Origin of the sequence: Tenebrionibacter intestinalis, assembly GCF_016632365.1 — a bacterium.
Taxonomy (GTDB): Bacteria; Pseudomonadota; Gammaproteobacteria; order Enterobacterales; family Enterobacteriaceae; genus Tenebrionibacter; species Tenebrionibacter intestinalis.
This window is the reverse complement of record NZ_JAEPBH010000011.1, coordinates 57,074-72,736: the sequence shown is the minus strand read 5'-3', so window position 1 is coordinate 72,736 and position 15,663 is coordinate 57,074. Positions and strand designations below refer to the sequence as shown.

16 protein-coding genes and 1 pseudogene are annotated in these 15,663 nt (G+C 55.3%); 14 read left to right on the top strand and 3 right to left on the bottom strand.

Annotated features, from left to right (window positions below; all coding sequences use genetic code 11):
* The first annotated feature begins 113 nt into the window (after window positions 1-113).
* Window positions 114-626 (top strand): chorismate lyase, encoded by a 513-nt coding sequence (ubiC, locus tag JJB97_RS05875; RefSeq protein WP_238713100.1) that lies wholly within the window; start codon window positions 114-116, stop codon window positions 624-626.
* Window positions 626-1,498 (top strand): 4-hydroxybenzoate octaprenyltransferase, encoded by an 873-nt coding sequence (gene ubiA / locus JJB97_RS05870; protein ID WP_238713099.1) that lies wholly within the window; start codon window positions 626-628, stop codon window positions 1,496-1,498. The genes ubiC and ubiA overlap by 1 nt, the downstream gene beginning before the upstream one ends.
* A 68-nt stretch (window positions 1,499-1,566) precedes the next feature.
* On the opposite strand, the gene plsB is transcribed toward ubiA, so the two are convergent.
* Complete coding sequence (gene plsB, locus JJB97_RS05865) at window positions 1,567-4,032, bottom strand: glycerol-3-phosphate 1-O-acyltransferase PlsB (RefSeq protein WP_238713098.1); 2,466 nt, start codon at window positions 4,030-4,032, stop codon at window positions 1,567-1,569.
* A 133-nt stretch (window positions 4,033-4,165) separates the two neighbouring features.
* Between plsB and JJB97_RS05860 the strand changes: the two genes are divergently transcribed.
* The 4 genes from JJB97_RS05860 to JJB97_RS05845 all read left to right on the top strand — a co-directional run bounded on the left by JJB97_RS05860 (window position 4,166) and on the right by JJB97_RS05845 (window position 7,173).
* Window positions 4,166-4,534, top strand: a complete 369-nt coding sequence (locus JJB97_RS05860; protein ID WP_238713097.1) for a diacylglycerol kinase — start codon at window positions 4,166-4,168, stop codon at window positions 4,532-4,534.
* A gap of 194 nt (window positions 4,535-4,728) precedes the next feature.
* On the top strand, window positions 4,729-5,337 hold the full coding sequence (gene lexA / locus JJB97_RS05855) for a transcriptional repressor LexA (protein WP_238713096.1): 609 nt from the start codon (window positions 4,729-4,731) through the stop codon (window positions 5,335-5,337).
* A 95-nt stretch (window positions 5,338-5,432) separates the two neighbouring features.
* Window positions 5,433-6,758, top strand: a complete 1,326-nt coding sequence (gene dinF, locus JJB97_RS05850) for an MATE family efflux transporter DinF (RefSeq protein WP_238713095.1) — start codon at window positions 5,433-5,435, stop codon at window positions 6,756-6,758.
* 205 nt (window positions 6,759-6,963) lie between these two features.
* Complete coding sequence (locus JJB97_RS05845; RefSeq protein WP_238713094.1) at window positions 6,964-7,173, top strand: CsbD family protein; 210 nt, start codon at window positions 6,964-6,966, stop codon at window positions 7,171-7,173.
* Window positions 7,174-7,241: 68 nt separating this feature from the next.
* Here JJB97_RS05845 and zur read toward each other — a convergent pair whose 3' ends face one another.
* Entirely contained in the window at window positions 7,242-7,757 is a 516-nt protein-coding gene (zur, locus tag JJB97_RS05840) for a zinc uptake transcriptional repressor Zur (protein ID WP_238713093.1), read from the bottom strand.
* A gap of 24 nt (window positions 7,758-7,781) precedes the next feature.
* Between zur and JJB97_RS05835 the strand changes: the two are divergent.
* From JJB97_RS05835 to pspG, 3 genes and pseudogenes are all read left to right on the top strand, one after another.
* Window positions 7,782-7,919: pseudogene (locus JJB97_RS05835) on the top strand (conjugal transfer protein TraF); the annotation flags it as partial.
* A 79-nt stretch (window positions 7,920-7,998) separates the two neighbouring features.
* Complete coding sequence (gene dusA / locus JJB97_RS05830) at window positions 7,999-8,997, top strand: tRNA dihydrouridine(20/20a) synthase DusA (RefSeq protein ID WP_238713092.1); 999 nt, start codon at window positions 7,999-8,001, stop codon at window positions 8,995-8,997.
* 129 nt (window positions 8,998-9,126) lie between these two features.
* Window positions 9,127-9,411 carry an envelope stress response protein PspG gene (pspG, locus tag JJB97_RS05825; protein ID WP_238713091.1) on the top strand — a complete coding sequence of 95 codons (285 nt, stop codon included), beginning with the start codon at window positions 9,127-9,129 and terminating at the stop codon, window positions 9,409-9,411.
* 204 nt (window positions 9,412-9,615) lie between these two features.
* On the opposite strand, the gene JJB97_RS05820 is transcribed toward pspG, so the two are convergent.
* A complete protein-coding gene (locus JJB97_RS05820; RefSeq protein WP_238713090.1) occupies window positions 9,616-10,599 on the bottom strand; it encodes a quinone oxidoreductase in 984 nt (327 codons plus the stop codon).
* A gap of 77 nt (window positions 10,600-10,676) precedes the next feature.
* On the opposite strand from JJB97_RS05820, the gene dnaB reads away from it, so the two are divergent.
* From dnaB to JJB97_RS05795, 5 genes are all read left to right on the top strand, one after another.
* On the top strand, window positions 10,677-12,083 hold the full coding sequence (gene dnaB / locus JJB97_RS05815; RefSeq protein ID WP_238713089.1) for a replicative DNA helicase: 1,407 nt from the start codon (window positions 10,677-10,679) through the stop codon (window positions 12,081-12,083).
* 117 nt (window positions 12,084-12,200) lie between these two features.
* Entirely contained in the window at window positions 12,201-13,280 is a 1,080-nt protein-coding gene (alr, locus tag JJB97_RS05810) for an alanine racemase (RefSeq protein WP_238713088.1), read from the top strand.
* A 122-nt stretch (window positions 13,281-13,402) separates the two neighbouring features.
* Window positions 13,403-14,596: an amino acid aminotransferase gene (locus JJB97_RS05805; RefSeq protein WP_238713087.1), complete on the top strand. Its 1,194-nt coding sequence runs from the start codon at window positions 13,403-13,405 to the stop codon at window positions 14,594-14,596.
* Window positions 14,597-14,873: 277 nt separating this feature from the next.
* Window positions 14,874-15,290, top strand: coding sequence for a secondary thiamine-phosphate synthase enzyme YjbQ (locus tag JJB97_RS05800; RefSeq protein WP_238713086.1), 417 nt, complete (start codon window positions 14,874-14,876; stop codon window positions 15,288-15,290).
* A 2-nt stretch (window positions 15,291-15,292) separates the two neighbouring features.
* Window positions 15,293-15,649, top strand: coding sequence for an MmcQ/YjbR family DNA-binding protein (locus tag JJB97_RS05795; RefSeq protein WP_238713085.1), 357 nt, complete (start codon window positions 15,293-15,295; stop codon window positions 15,647-15,649).
* Window positions 15,650-15,663: the final 14 nt, after the last annotated feature.

Below are 15,663 nucleotides of genomic sequence, written 5' to 3'. Positions count from 1 at the left end.
AAAAGAACTGTTGCGCTATTGTTGCTGTTTTGATCGCCATTTTGCGCATTCCTGCCCCTTCTCCCGCTTTTCTGCGTTACAATGCCTGCGGTTTCAGCTTCGGAGAAGGCCGCATGTTTCACCCTGTGTTCACACAGTTGTACGCAATCCGTTACTTTCAGGAAATACCCGACGTGAACGCCGCGCTGCGCGGTTGGTTGACGCTGGAAGACTCCATGACTCAGCGTTTTGAAAGTCACTGCAAACGGATAAGCGTAGCGATTGCGCAGGAAGGCTTTGTGGACGCAGACCTCCTGTCGGCGCAGGAAGCGGCGCTGCTGCCTGCAGAAGAACGCTACTGGCTGCGTGAGATACTGCTGTGCGGCGATGGGGAACCCTGGCTTGCCGGACGTACGCTGGTGCCGCAATCCACGCTTAGTGGTCCGGAACTGGCGCTGCAAAAACTTGGAACAACGCCGCTTGGACGCTATCTTTTTACTTCATCTACCCTGACGCGCGATTTTATTGAAGTCGGGCGCAGCGCCGGGTTGTGGGGGCGTCGTTCGCGCCTTCGGCTTGCGGGCAAGCCGCTATTATTAACCGAACTTTTCCTGGCTGCATCGCCGCTGTATCAAGAGGATGAATAATGGAGTGGAGTCTGAAGCAGGATAAGCTGCTGGCGTATCATCGGCTCATGCGTACGGATAAACCGATAGGCGCGCTGCTGTTATTATGGCCGACGCTGTGGGCGCTGTGGCTGGCAACGCCCGGTGTGCCGCCGCTGGCTATTTTATGCGTTTTTGTGGCGGGCGTGTGGCTGATGCGTGCTGCGGGCTGTGTCGTGAACGATTATGCCGATCGTAAAATTGACGGTCACGTTAAGCGCACCGCTAACCGGCCGCTGCCTGGCGGGATGGTAACGGAGCGTGAGGCGCTGGGGCTGTTTGCCGTACTGGTCGTTCTCTCTTTTCTGCTGGTTCTGACCCTGAATACCATGACCATCGCGCTATCGGCGGTGGGGCTGTTGCTGGCCTGGATATACCCCTTCACAAAACGCTATACCCATTTCCCGCAGGTAGTGCTGGGGGCCGCTTTCGGCTGGGCCATCCCGATGGCGTTTGCGGCGGTTAGCGAATCGCTGCCGCTGTCGTGCTGGCTGATGTTTCTGGCGAATATTCTGTGGGCTGTGGCCTACGATACGCAGTATGCAATGGTTGATCGCGATGATGACCTGAAAATCGGGGTAAAATCGACAGCGATCCTGTTTGGACGTTACGACACGCTGATAGTCGGTATGATGCAGGCCGGTGTCATCGCGCTGATGGTCGCCATTGGCCGGCTCAATAGCCTTGGCGTTGCATGGTATGGCGCAATTGCGTTGGCGGCGGGGCTGTTTGTCTTTCAGCAAAAGCTTATCGCCGGACGTGAACGTGACGCCTGTTTTCGTGCGTTCATGAATAACAACTATGTGGGATTGCTTCTGTTTCTTGGGCTGGCGTTGAGCATATTGCCTTTTTGACGGCGTAATGACGATAAAAAACGCCTGGCGGATATCCGGTAGGCGTTTTTTTATGGTGAAACGCGGCGTTACTGATTTTCCGGCGTTTCCGGCGCCGGCGTCTCCAGTACGGTACCGTTCAGCGCGCTGGCGCTTTCTATTGTCAGGCGCACATCTGAGGTCATCAGTTCAGACAACAGTTGGTAAACCTTGAGCGTCTGCCCGACGTCCGCATCGCCGCTATCGCTGATATAGCCTTTATCACGCAGCGTTTGCACCAGCGTGGCGAATACGGCTTTATCAAAGAATTCCGGCGCGTTAATGCCGTGCAGCATAGACAGACGCTGGGCGACAGTTCGGCTCTCTTTTTCCAGTGCGCCGCGGTTGATTGCCGGGTTGGCGCTCAACAGCCAGAAGGTGATGGCGTAGCGCTGGATGGTTTCACGCGCGCCTGCGGCCAGCAACTGTAGCGTGCGCGAATGCACCGGGTTCACCTGTGCGGTATCACCGTTAATAACCACCAACCCCTGCCGCTGCAGTTCGGCCAACAGCGCATCCACTTGCTCGCCCAGCGCGTCGTCGCTCCAGTGCAGGAATAGCTCAGCCTTCAGCATAGGATAGAGCACCATCGCCTGGTTTAACAGCGCCTGGCGAGTAATGTAACGACGCTGAACAATCATCAGCGCCAGCAGCGACGGCAGCACCAGCATATGCATGATATTGTTGCGATAGTAGGTCATCAGCACTGCCTGTTCGCGCGGCAGAATAATGATATCGCCAATGGCATCTTTTTCTACTTCGAACTTATTCATTTGCAAAGCGTGGTCGATGAGCGCGCTGGCGCTGACGTCCGGGACTGTGGCATAGGGCGAATAGGGTACGTTGCGCAACAGTTCCAGGTAGCACTCAAGCTGCTGCGTGAGCTGCTCGCGCGTGAGCGAACGCTGGCGCGACGCGAGCAGGGCGGTACAGCACAGGTTCATGGCATTGGCGGCGCCGGCGTTATTGATGTGTACCATTAGCTTGCCGGCGATTTGGTTGACCGTTGGGGTCAGCCATGCCGGACGCACGGCTTCGATGGGATCGATGTCCTCACGCCACTGCGGCACATGGTGGTTCAGCCAGTTGTTGAGTGGGATCGGTTCGCCAAAGTTCACGTAGCCCTGGCCGAGATTGCGCAGCTTACTGAGGCCGCGCAGCATCTGCAGCAGGCTCTCTTTCTCTTTGGTGGCGCCGCGTAGCTCTTTGGCGTAGGTACCTACCTCCATAACGTGTTCATAGCCGATGTATATCGGCACCAGCGTAATAGGGCGCGTACCGCCGCGCAGCATGGCCTGAAGCGTCATCGACAGCGTGCCGGTTTTGGGGTCAAGCAGGCGGCCTGTGCGCGAACGTCCGCCTTCCACAAAATATTCCACCGAATAGCCGCGGCTGAATAGCTCGCCCAAATATTCACGAAAAACAGTGGAATAAAGTTTATTGCCGCGGAAAGTGCGGCGAATAAAAAATGCGCCGAGGCGGCGAAAAGCGGGGCCTGCGGGCCAGAAATTAAGGTTGATGCCTGCAGCGATGTGCGGCGGCACCAGGCCCTGATGGTAAAGTACGTAGGAAAGCAACATATAGTCCATGTGGCTGCGGTGGCACGGCACATAGACCAGTTCGTGTCCTTCGTGAGCCAACTGGCGCACGCGCTCGGCGTTATGTACGTTAAGCCCCTGATAGAGGCGGTTCCATGTGAATCCCAGCACGCGGTCGGTAATGCGAATGGCTTCATAGGAGAAATTGGCCGCAATTTCTTCCATCAGCGCAATGGCGTTCTGCTGAGCTTTTTCGTGAGAAATCTTTTTAGCGCGCGCTTCGTCTTCTACCGCGCGGGCGATAGCTCTGGAAGCCAGCAGCTTGTTAAACAGATCCTGGCGTGCGGGCAGGCGCGGGCCGACGGCGGCAAGACGCAGGCGCGAGAAGTGCATACGCGCCACGCGCAGCAACTTCTGGGCAATGCTCTTGTCGGTGCCGTGTTCGGTGGCCATCCGGCGTAGTGAAACCGGCGGTGAAAAACGCACGAAGCTGTCGCGCCCCAGCCAGATAACGGCAAAGAATTTTTGAATACCGTTAAGCATACGCAGCGGCGGGTTCGCCTCGCCTTTCTCACGTCCCGGTGCGCGGCCGAACATCACGGAAACCGGCACCATTTGCACGTCCAGTTGCGGGTTGTTGCGATGTAGATCCAGATAGTCGTGGAACAGCTTTATCGAACCTTCTTTCGGCGTGTAATAAGTAAACACGCGCGGGCCGCTGTGGGCGAATACATAGCGCGGCAGTTCGGTGCCATCGATATCCAGCGGCTCCAGCGGGTCCGGCAGTTCATGAGCCAGACAGCGGTTACGCAGCGTGAGCAAATCCGCCTTCGAATTATAAGGCAGAACGTACATAATAGGGCGTGAGGTATCCAGGCCCAGTTCGGCGCAGGGATCGGCCGGAATGGACTTGCTTTTGACCAACACGCTTAAGGGTAAGTTAAGCAACTTGTATAAAAATCGGGACCAGCCTGACATAAATGATGTAAAGCCTCTGGTTAATCATCCAAATACGCTGCAAGAATATCAGATGCAGCGCGGAATTTCTGCGGCGCCACTATAATCGAAGCGCTCTGGCATTGACGCTTATTTTTTAAAAAGGTTTCCTTTCATGGCCAATAATAACACTGGGTTCACCCGAATCATCAAAGCCGCAGGCTACTCCTGGAAGGGTTTTAAAGCCGCCTGGCGTAACGAAGCCGCCTTTCGCCAGGAGGGGATCGCCGCTGTTATCGCTATAGCCATCGCTTGCTGGCTGAACGTAGATGGCGTTACGCGTGTGTTATTGATTGGTTCCGTGGTGCTGGTCATGGTGGTGGAAATGCTTAACAGCGCCATTGAAGCGGCGATCGATCGCATCGGCAGCGACTTTCATGCGCTCTCCGGACGCGCCAAGGATATGGGGTCCGCCGCCGTATTGCTGGCGATTATGCTGGCCGTTTTCGTCTGGGTCGCGCTGCTCTGGCAGCATTACGGCTAATATGAACGCCAGGCCGTGCGGGTCTGTTGGAAGGGGGGATTTTCCTCCCGCTGCCGGCTTTTCATTGTCCCCATTCTCACTTGCTTTTGCGTACCGGGCCGCTAAGTAAGCAGTGTATTGTCTTTTTTTGATTCACTAATCATTTTATGCTGTATATACTCACAGCATGATTTTTTATACACCCAGGGGGCGTAATGAAAGCGTTAACAGCCAGGCAGCAGGAGGTGTTTGACCTCATCCGGGATCATATTAGCCAGACGGGCATGCCTCCAACGCGCGCGGAAATTGCGCAGCGTCTGGGCTTTCGTTCGCCGAACGCCGCCGAAGAGCACCTCAAGGCGCTGGCGCGTAAAGGCGCGATTGCGATTGTCTCCGGGGCATCGCGCGGTATTCGCTTATTGCAGGATGAGGAAGCGGGGCTACCGCTTGTCGGGCGCGTGGCCGCAGGCGAGCCGCTGTTGGCGCAGCAGCATATCGAAGGCCATTATCAGGTTGATCCATCCTTATTCAAGCCGAGCGCGGATTTTCTGCTGCGCGTCAGCGGTATGTCGATGCGCGATATCGGAATACTTGATGGCGATCTGTTAGCGGTGCACAAAACGCAGGAAGCGCGTAATGGCCAGGTTATCGTGGCGCGTATAGAAGATGAAGTAACCGTTAAGCGTCTTAAAAAGCAAGGCAATACCGTTTTTCTGCTGCCGGAAAACAGTGAGTTCGATCCTATTGAAGTCAATTTGCGCGATCAAAACTTTACCATAGAAGGGCTTGCCGTGGGCGTAATACGCAACGGCGAATGGCTGTAGGCAGCAAATAGTTTCTTAAGTTTTTCACGGCGCGTATTGGCGCGCCGTTACTTTTATGATGCGATTATGGTTTTAACCTGGCATGGATTAGGCCAATGTCCCTACTAACGAAAACGGATGGCGCGCTGTGGCGGCTGGCGCTGCCCATGATTTTTTCCAATATCACCGTTCCGCTGCTTGGCCTTGTGGATACCGCCGTAATTGGCCACCTGGATTCGCCGGTTTACCTCGGCGGCGTGGCGGTTGGCGCCACCGTTACCAGCTTCTTGTTTATGCTTTTGCTGTTTTTGCGTATGAGCACAACTGGCCTGACGGCGCAGGCATATGGCGCAAACGATCCGTTAGCGCTCGCCCGGGCGCTGGTTCAGCCGTTAATGCTGGCATTGGGCGCCGGGTTGCTGATTGTCCTGCTGCGTGCGCCGCTTATCGAGCTGGCTTTACATATCGTCGGCGGTAGTGAGCAGGTGCTCTACCAGGCGCGGCGCTTCCTTGATATTCGCTGGCTAAGCGCGCCGGCTTCGCTGGCGAACCTTGTTTTACTGGGCTGGTTGCTTGGCGTTCAGTATGCCCGGGCGCCGGTTATCCTGCTGGTGGTTGGCAACCTGCTTAATATTGTGCTCGATCTCTGGCTGGTGATGGGGCTGCATATGAACGTGCAGGGCGCAGCGTTAGCGACCGTTGTGGCTGAATACGGTACCCTGGCAATGGGCCTGGTTATGGCGCGGCGAGTGCTGCGGCTACGTGGGATCGGCGCGGGGCTGCTCAGGCAGGCGATACGCGGTAACCTTCGTCGTTTGTTGGCGCTTAACCGCGACATTATGCTGCGTTCTTTGCTGCTGCAAATCTGTTTTGCCTCCGTCACTGTTTTCGGCGCACGCCTTGGCAGCGAAATCGTTGCCGTTAATGCCGTGTTAATGACGTTGCTTACTTTTACTGCCTATGCGCTGGATGGCTTCGCTTACGCCGTTGAGGCGCATTCAGGGCAGGCTTTTGGCGCGCGCAACGGCGATAAACTGCTGGAAGTATGGCGCGCTGCCTGCCGTCAGGCGGGGATTGTCGCGGTTTGTTTTGCTGCGGTGTATGCCGTTGCCGGGCAGCACATTGTCGCTCTATTGACTTCTTTGCCTGAATTGCGCGCGCTGGCGTATCGCTATCTGCCCTGGCAGACGGTTTTACCCGTGGTCGGGGTGTGGTGTTATCTGCTGGACGGCATGTTTATTGGCGCTACGCGTGGCGCGGAAATGCGCAACAGTATGGCCATTGCGGCGCTGGGTTTTGGGGTAACGCTGTACACGCTGCCGTGGCTTGGCAACCACGGTCTGTGGCTGGCGCTGGCGGTATTTCTGGCGCTGCGCGGCCTGTCTCTCGGTTGGCTCTGGCGACGGCACTGGCGCAACGGTACCTGGATACCCGCGCAATAGCCCTGGTTAAGCCTTGCTTTCTTATTCACAGCGCTTGCTGAATAGCGTAGCGAAAATGGCGGATTTATACCGCCTGAATAGTTAAATATTCTGAAAAGGTTCGCTTTTTGAGATCCTTGTCTAAAATTAATTCCAGCAGCAACGTTAGTGAATGCCTCATGGGAGGCAACTGACAGCAACGCCGAACTGATTAAGGAGCCTTGTTATGAACAAAGACGAAATGGGCGGTAACTGGAAGCAGTTTAAAGGATCGGTTAAAGAAAAATGGGGCAAGCTAACCGATGATGATATGTCTGTCATTGAAGGTAAGCGTGACCAGTTGGTCGGCAAAATCCAGGAGCGATATGGGTATCAGAAAGATCAGGCGGAAAAGGAAGTCGCTGACTGGGAAACCCGAAATGACTATCGCTGGTAACCCTCGCCACACCTCAAATGTGTAGGCCTTTAGGCCAGACACCGGGTACAGGGATGTACCGAATCCGCTTAACGTCCGCGCTTTTTGACTGCAAAACTATGGTCGTGGCTACAGGCCTCCCGGCTGTTGCAGGCTTCTATTTCCGCACACGCGCTGCACAGGCCATGCGCTTCAACAACGTTATGATGAAGTGCAAACCCGTTTTTTGCCGCCAGGACATGCATCATCTCTTCCATGCCTTCAGTTGTTTCCTCTTTTACCGATCCACAGCGGTCGCAGATAAACATTGCGGAAGTATGTGTCGCTTCATCAAAATGGTGACATAAAACATAGCTGTTAGTGGATTCCACTTTGTGAACGAACCCCTGCTCGAGCAGGAAATCCAGCGCGCGATAAACGGTTGGCGGCTTGGCTTGTGGTTCGCTGGCTTTCAGCAGATCCAGTAAATCATAGGCGCTGATGGCGCCGTCCTGAAGCGACATCAGGCGCAGCACTTCAAGACGCTGCGGCGTGAGACGCACGTTGCGTTGCGCGCACAATTTTTCAGCCCGCGTTAACACGCTATCTGTACTCGTCATGTTCATCAGCATCTCCGAGAGTAAACGCCTATTTTAACACGAGCGGGGTCAAACGCCGATTGCAATGATGTTAACGACTTTACCGGCGCTCTGGGATTTTCACCGTTTAACCGTGTACATATCGATCTTAGCGGTATTGTTGGGGAAGATGAAACCAGGGGCGCGTAACTGAGTATGACGCTCTGACGGCTGAGGGGCGCTGTGCTATAGTAGCGCCTCTTTATCATCCAACCGTAATAACGCCATTATGCTGTCAGAAACCTCCGCTAACGCTTACCCCGCTTATCGTTTTTCCGTAGCCCCCATGCTCGACTGGACCGATCGCCATTGCCGCTATTTTTTGCGTAAGCTGTCGCGCCATGCGCTACTGTATACCGAAATGGTGACAACCGGGGCAATTATTCACGGTAAAGGGGATTACCTGGCGTACAGCGAAGAGGAGCATCCAGTGGCGCTGCAGCTTGGCGGCAGCGATCCGGCGGCGCTGGCGCGTTGCGCCAGATTGGCCGAGGCGCGCGGCTATGATGAGATCAACCTTAACGTTGGCTGCCCTTCCGATCGCGTACAGAATGGCCGCTTCGGCGCCTGCCTGATGGGGGAGGCGAAGTTAGTTGCAGACTGCGTTAAAGCGATGCGCGATGCGGTTTCCATTCCGGTTACCGTCAAAACCCGAATCGGTATTGATAATCAGGATAGCTATGAATTCCTGTGCGATTTTGTAGGCCTGGTGGCGAATGACGGGGGCTGCGAAATGTTTATCATTCATGCGCGTAAGGCCTGGCTGTCAGGCCTTAGCCCGAAAGAGAACAGGGAAATTCCGCCGCTTGACTATCCCCGCGTTTATCAGCTTAAACGTGATTTTCCGCACCTCGCGCTATCGCTTAACGGCGGCATTAAATCACTGAATGAGGCGCAGGCGCATCTTCAATATCTCGATGGCGTGATGGTAGGTCGTGAAGTTTATCAAAACCCGGGAATGTTGGCGGGCGTGGACCGGACGATATTTGGCGATGGCGTTACCGACCCCGATCCTGTCGCCGTGGTGCGATCAATGTACCCCTACATAGAAAATGAACTCAGCAAAGGGACTTATCTCGGCCATATTACGCGTCACATGCTGGGTTTGTTTCAGGGCATTGCGGGGGCACGCCAGTGGCGTCGCTACCTGAGTGAGAATGCGCATAAAGCCGCAGCGGATATTGCTGTGGTTGAACGGGCGTTGCAATTGGTCGCGCAACGCCGTTAGTTTCACTATTTTCTGGTCAAATTCACTATTTCTCTGGCGCAGGCGTCGGGGGTTTACGCTGATATATCGATAAATTATGCTTGGCACAATATTTGCATGGGTTGTGTATGTTCAATAAGGAGCAAAACCATGCTGGAACTGATTTTTGTGCTGGGGTTCTTTTTTATCTTGCTACTGACCGGCGTTTCGGTGCTCGGTGTGCTTGCTGCGCTGTTTGTCGCCACGCTGTTGATGTTTGCCGGCGGCGTACTTGCTCTCATGATTAAGCTTCTGCCGTGGCTGCTACTGGCCGTTGCTGCGGTGTGGATTATTCGCGCTGTCAAAAAGAAAAACAATGCCTGTACCCGTTATGGGGTGGAGCGTGAGCGCTATCGCCGTCGGGATTATCGTCGCTACAGCCGCGGCCGTTACTGAGTTGCAGACATCTGCGCGATAGATCACAGACTGGCGTATTTCTCAGGCAGCGACATGTTAATTGTTGGGTGGATCTGTCACTATGACGCAGCTATTTACAGAATGCGTCGTACTGTACCCTACATACAGTTGCGAACTAAAAATGGGCTTCCCTCGGGAAGCCCGAATTTTTTCTGCAAACGGGCGATGAACGCCTTTAGGTTTTCAGGGAATAAGCAGGCTTGAACCGCTGGTTGCCCGGCTTTCCAGCGTTTCATGGGCGCGGGCGGCCTCATGCAGCGGAAATTTTTGGCTCTGCGGTACGTCAACTTTAATCACGCCGCTGGCAATAAGGGAAAAGAGCTCGTTACTGGCTTCCTCCAGCTCTTCTTTATTTGTCACGTAGCCAAAAAGAGAAGGGCGCGTGACGTACAGCGAGCCTTTCTGGTTCAGTATTCCGAGATTAACGCCAGTGACCGGGCCTGAGGCATTGCCGAAACTCACCATCAGCCCTCGCCGTTGCAGGCTGTCGAGCGATGCTTCCCAGGTAGCTTTACCAACGGAGTCGTAAACCACCGCCACTTTTTCGCCCCCGGTCAGCTCGCTTACGCGTTCGGCGATATTCTCCTGGCGATAGTTAATGGTCTGCCATGCCCCGGCACGCTTTGCTTTCTCTGCTTTTTCTGGCGAGCCGACGGTGCCGATAAGCTGCGCCCCCAGCGCTTTTGCCCACTGGCAGGCAATAAGCCCCACGCCGCCTGCCGCCGCGTGGAAAAGAAATATCTCACCGGGCTTAATTTCGTAGGTTTTACGCAGCAGGTAAAATACGGTCAACCCTTTCAGGAAGGAGGCCGCAGCCTGTTCAAATGAGATAGCGTTCGGCAGGCGCGCCACTTTATCGGCCATTACGTTATGCACCGTGCTGTAAGCGCCCGGGCTTGCCTGTGCGTAAACCACACGGTCGCCGGGCTTGAGATGCGTGACGAGGCTGCCGGCCTTAATGACGATGCCCGCAGCTTCGGTACCGATGCCGCATGGCATGACGGGCGACGGATATAGCCCGCTACGTACGTAGGTATCAATATAATTAATACCAATAGCTTTGTTTTCAATCTGCACTTCATCTGCTGCGGGATCGGTTGGAGTGAATTCCACCGCTTTGAGGACATCCGGCCCGCCGTGTTGGCTGAATTCGATGCGCGTCGCCATGTGAACTCCTTTTGTCGTTGAGCCGTGAGAAGGTATACTTCCCCGTCTCTCTAAATGAATTTGGCACTCCATTCACTATGGCAGGAAATAAACCCTTCAACAAACCTTCTGAGCCACGCGACCAACAGGTTGCCGCGCTGAAAATGCCGCCCTATTCGCTGGAAGCGGAGCAGTCGGTGTTGGGCGGTTTAATGCTGGATAACGAGCGCTGGGACGACGTGGCAGAGCGCGTGGTGGCGGACGATTTTTACACCCGGCAGCACCGCCTGATTTTCACCGAAATGCACAGACTACAGGAGAGCGGACGCCCTGTTGATGTAATTACGCTCTCCGAATCGCTGGAACGCCTGGGCGAGCTGGAAAGCGTCGGCGGCTTCGCTTATCTGGCCGAGCTGTCAAAAAATACGCCCAGCGCGGCAAACATCAGCGCCTATGCGGATATTGTGCGTGAACGCGCCGTGGTGCGCGAAATGATAGCGGTGGCGAACGAAATAGCCGACGCCGGTTTCGATCCCCAGGGCCGCAGTAGCGAAGATCTGCTGGATCTGGCTGAGTCACGCGTTTTTCAGATAGCAGAAAACCGCGCGAATAAAGACGAAGGACCAAAGAGCATCGATCAGGTCCTCGAAGCCACCGTTTCACGTATTGAAACCCTGTATCAGCAGCCGCACGACGGCGTAACCGGCGTTGATACAGGCTACCAGGATTTGAATAAGAAAACCGCAGGCCTTCAACGCTCAGATTTAATTATCGTGGCGGCGCGCCCGTCGATGGGGAAGACAACCTTTGCGATGAACCTGTGTGAAAACGCCGCGATGCTTCAGGATAAGCCGGTATTGATCTTCTCACTGGAAATGCCTGCGGAGCAGATTATGATGCGTATGCTGGCGTCGCTGTCGCGCGTGGATCAGACCCGCATTCGTACCGGGCAGTTGGACGATGAAGACTGGGCGCGCATCTCAGGCACTATGGGCATATTGCTTGAAAAGCGCAATATGTATATCGACGATTCCTCCGGCCTGACGCCAACCGAGGTACGCTCCCGCGCCCGCCGTATTTACCGTGAGCATGGCGGCCTTAGTCTGATTATGGTCGACTACCTGCAGCTTATGCGCGTACCGTCGCTGTCGGATAACCGCACCCTTGAAATAGCTGAAATTTCACGCTCGCTAAAGGCGCTGGCAAAAGAGCTACAGGTGCCGGTGGTGGCGCTGTCGCAGCTAAACCGCTCGCTGGAGCAGCGCGCCGATAAGCGCCCGGTCAACTCCGATTTGCGTGAATCCGGCTCCATTGAACAGGACGCCGACCTCATTATGTTTATCTATCGCGATGAGGTATATCACGAGAACAGCGATTTGAAAGGTATTGCCGAAATTATACTTGGCAAGCAGCGTAACGGGCCAATAGGCACTGTACGTCTGACCTTTAACGGCCAGTGGTCGCGGTTTGATAACTACGCTGGTCCGCAGTACGACGATGAATAAGTGAGCCGAGACTCGCTGGCATGATGGGCGCCTTCAGGAGGGCGATGCTTTTTGCCCATTGGCGGCTTGCCGGTTTTGCAAACACTACAATGCGTCCAATCAGAACAAGGAACCCACATGCAAGCGGCCACTGTTGTTATTAATCGCCGCGCTCTGCGACATAACCTGCAGCGCCTGCGCCAGCTCGCTCCGACCAGCCGTATTGTTGCTGTCGTCAAAGCCAACGCCTACGGCCACGGGCTGTTGGAAACGGCCCGCACTCTCGACAGCGCCGACGTTTTCGGCGTGGCGCGTCTTGAAGAGGCTTTACGCCTGCGCGCCGGAGGTATTACGCAGCCCATCCTGCTGTTAGAAGGGGTTTTTAACGCAGACGACCTGCCGGTGCTTGCGCAAGAAAATTTCCAGACTGTTGTGCACAGCCCGGAACAACTGGCCGCGCTGGAAGCGGCGAAACTGCGTGCGCCTGCTACCGTCTGGATGAAGCTGGATACCGGTATGCACCGCCTGGGCGTGCGTCCTCAGGAGGCGGATGCCTTTTATGCGCGCCTGTCATGCTGTAAGAATGTGCGCCAGCCGGTCAATATCATCAGCCATTTCGCCCGCGCCGACGAGCTGGCTGTTGACGCGACGCCGCAGCAGCTTGACGTTTTTAATCGCTTTTGCGCCGGTAAGCCCGGCGAGCGTTCCATTGCCGCCTCCGCTGGCCTTCTGTTCTGGCCGGATTCACACCTTGAGCAGGTGCGCCCTGGCATCATCCTTTATGGCGTATCGCCGCTTGAGGATAGCCCCTGGGGGACCGAACTGGGGTTCCAGCCTGCGATGTCGCTTACTTCATCATTGATTGCCGTGCGTGCGCACAAGGCGGGGGAACCGGTAGGCTACGGCGGTAGCTGGATAAGCGAACGCGATACCCGGCTGGGCGTAGTGGCGATAGGCTATGGCGATGGTTATCCACGCTGCGCGCCATCCGGTACGCCGGTGCGGGTCAATGGCCGTGAAGTGCCCATAGTCGGGCGTGTCTCAATGGATATGATTTGTGTCGATCTGGGGCCGCAGGCGCAGGAAAAAGCAGGCGATACAGTGATGTTGTGGGGAGACGGTTTACCCGTTGAGCGCATTGCGCAGGCGACTAAAGTTAGCGCTTACGAACTTATTACCCGCCTGACCGCAAGGGTGGCGATGCAGTATCTTGACTAACCCTGAGGCGTTGGCGCAGGCGCATACTGTGCTAACGTTTCGTTAACGCTTCCTCTCGATCTCCTGCCGTATCCGGTTTATTGTGGTTGCTTATAATCTATTTGCACCAGGAGAAAACCGGCGTGTTTGAGAATGTCGACGCCTATGCGGGCGACCCTATCCTCTCCCTTATGGAGCGCTATAAGGAAGACCCGCGAGCGGGCAAAGTTAACCTCAGTATTGGGCTTTATTATAATGAAGACGGCATTATACCCCAGCTTCGCGCCGTAGCAGCCGCTAAAGCGCGTATTAGCACGCAGCCGCCTGACGCCTGCGTTTACCTGCCGATGGAAGGTATGAACAGCTATCGCCACGCTATCGCGCCGCTGCTTTTTGGCACAGCGCATCCGGCGCTGCGTGAAGGGCGTATTGCGACCATTCAGACGCTTGGCGGCTCCGGCGCGCTGAAGGTCGGCGCAGATTTCCTCAAGCGCTACTTTCCCGATTCAAAAGTTTGGGTGAGCGACCCGACATGGGAAAATCATATTGCAATATTTGCCGGGGCTGGGTTTGAAGTAGGCACTTACCCCTGGTTTGATGAGGAAACAAAAGGCGTACGCCTTTGCGCTCTGCTCGACACGCTTAACGCGCTGACGCCGCGTAGTATCGTACTGCTGCATCCGTGCTGCCACAATCCGACCGGTTCCGATCTGAGCGAGGCCGAATGGGACGAGGTGATTCACGTGCTGAAATCACGCGATCTTATTCCGTTTATGGATATTGCCTATCAGGGCTTCGGGGCAGGAATGGAGGCTGACGCTTATGCAATTCGCGCCGCAGCCGACGCCGGGCTACCGGTATTCGTCAGCAATTCGTTTTCAAAGATTTTCTCGTTGTACGGTGAGCGCGCAGGCGGCCTGTCGGTAGTTTGCGAAAATGTCAGCGCCGCTACGCGAGTGCTGGGGCAGCTTAAAGCCGCGGTTCGCCGTAACTACTCAAGCCCGCCGAATTACGGCGCGCAGTTGGTTTCTACCGTGCTTAATGACGATGCGCTGCGTGCGGACTGGCTGGCGGAAGTGGAAGAAATGCGCCTGCGAATCCTGGCCATGCGTAAAACGCTGGTAGAGGTGCTCAGCCGTGAAATACCGGGCCGGGATTTCAGCTATTTTCTGCATCAGCGAGGCATGTTCACATATACCGGCCTCAGCCCAGCCCAGGTCGATCGACTGCGCGATGAGTTTGGCGTATACCTCATTGCCAGCGGCCGTATGTGCGTGGCAGGGTTGAATACGCATAATGTGGACTACGTCGCCAGGTCTTTCGCTGCTGTGATGTAAGTATTCACTTATGTAAAAGGCCCCCGCTTTCTTATACATAAAAAGCGGGGGCTTTTATTTCTTATCGTCTGGACACGAAATCATTGAAATGACATTAAGGCGACAAGCCCGGAGATCCCCGTAAGCTTACCCAGACCACAGATCGGGGTATGCCGGCACAGCCAACAAAGTGGCGGTACGAAGGGACAGTATGGATAAGAAATTTCTTTGCCCCGGGTTTACCTTTTTCCGGCTTGCTGCACACTTAAACATATTGTGATGGATACGGAGTGAGATTATGTGGTTACAGCAGACCCTGTTTCTGAGCGCAAAGCCGCGCGGTTTTCACCTCATTACTGATGAGGTGCTGGCGCAGATTCGTGAATTAACCAGCATCCGGGTTGGCCTGCTGCATTTACTGCTCCAGCATACCTCTGCCTCTCTCACGCTTAACGAAAACTGTGATCCGAGCGTACGCCTGGATATGGAACGCCATTTTTTACGCAGCGTGCCGGACAGCGCGTCGTATGAGCATGATTATGAAGGTGGCGACGACATGCCCGCGCATATTAAATCGTCCCTGTTGGGCGCGTCGCTGACGTTGCCCGTAAAGCATGGGCAGCCCGAACTGGGGCGCTGGCAGGGGATCTGGCTGGGGGAGCATCGTATCTACGGCGGTTCGCGAAAAATTGTTGCAACGTTGCAGGGGGAATAACAATGACTAATTCAGAGCTGCTACCGTACTGTATGAGTAAACCTGGCGCGGAGCAGAGCGTCCACAGCGACTGGAAGGCAACACAAATTAAAGTGGCGGGCGTGCTGTTTGCTATGGCGCACGAAGTAAATGGACGCCCGGCGGTATCGCTGAAAACCAGTCCGGAGCTGGCGGAACTGCTGCGCGAAGAACATCTGGATGTAAAGCCCAGCGCCCACCTTAATAAAGCCCACTGGAGCACGCTGTTTCTTGATGGCACGCTGGCGGATTCGCGCATCTACTATCTGGTGGATGCCTCGTATCAGCTGGCGCTGGAGCTGGCGCCGGAACCGGCGCGCAGACAGCTTCTGGGCTCGTAAAAGTCTGAGAACCG

What these genes read in the sequence shown, in the direction of transcription:
- ubiC (WP_238713100.1), top strand. Translation starts at nt 114, where the DNA reads ATGTTTCACCCTGTGTTCACACAGTTGTACGCAATCCGTTACTTTCAG.
- ubiA (WP_238713099.1), top strand. Translation starts at nt 626, where the DNA reads ATGGAGTGGAGTCTGAAGCAGGATAAGCTGCTGGCGTATCATCGGCTC.
- plsB (WP_238713098.1), bottom strand. Translation starts at nt 4,032, where the DNA reads ATGTCAGGCTGGTCCCGATTTTTATACAAGTTGCTTAACTTACCCTTA.
- JJB97_RS05860 (WP_238713097.1), top strand. Translation starts at nt 4,166, where the DNA reads ATGGCCAATAATAACACTGGGTTCACCCGAATCATCAAAGCCGCAGGC.
- lexA (WP_238713096.1), top strand. Translation starts at nt 4,729, where the DNA reads ATGAAAGCGTTAACAGCCAGGCAGCAGGAGGTGTTTGACCTCATCCGG.
- dinF (WP_238713095.1), top strand. Translation starts at nt 5,433, where the DNA reads ATGTCCCTACTAACGAAAACGGATGGCGCGCTGTGGCGGCTGGCGCTG.
- JJB97_RS05845 (WP_238713094.1), top strand. Translation starts at nt 6,964, where the DNA reads ATGAACAAAGACGAAATGGGCGGTAACTGGAAGCAGTTTAAAGGATCG.
- zur (WP_238713093.1), bottom strand. Translation starts at nt 7,757, where the DNA reads ATGAACATGACGAGTACAGATAGCGTGTTAACGCGGGCTGAAAAATTG.
- dusA (WP_238713092.1), top strand. Translation starts at nt 7,999, where the DNA reads ATGCTGTCAGAAACCTCCGCTAACGCTTACCCCGCTTATCGTTTTTCC.
- pspG (WP_238713091.1), top strand. Translation starts at nt 9,127, where the DNA reads ATGCTGGAACTGATTTTTGTGCTGGGGTTCTTTTTTATCTTGCTACTG.
- JJB97_RS05820 (WP_238713090.1), bottom strand. Translation starts at nt 10,599, where the DNA reads ATGGCGACGCGCATCGAATTCAGCCAACACGGCGGGCCGGATGTCCTC.
- dnaB (WP_238713089.1), top strand. Translation starts at nt 10,677, where the DNA reads ATGGCAGGAAATAAACCCTTCAACAAACCTTCTGAGCCACGCGACCAA.
- alr (WP_238713088.1), top strand. Translation starts at nt 12,201, where the DNA reads ATGCAAGCGGCCACTGTTGTTATTAATCGCCGCGCTCTGCGACATAAC.
- JJB97_RS05800 (WP_238713086.1), top strand. Translation starts at nt 14,874, where the DNA reads ATGTGGTTACAGCAGACCCTGTTTCTGAGCGCAAAGCCGCGCGGTTTT.
- JJB97_RS05795 (WP_238713085.1), top strand. Translation starts at nt 15,293, where the DNA reads ATGACTAATTCAGAGCTGCTACCGTACTGTATGAGTAAACCTGGCGCG.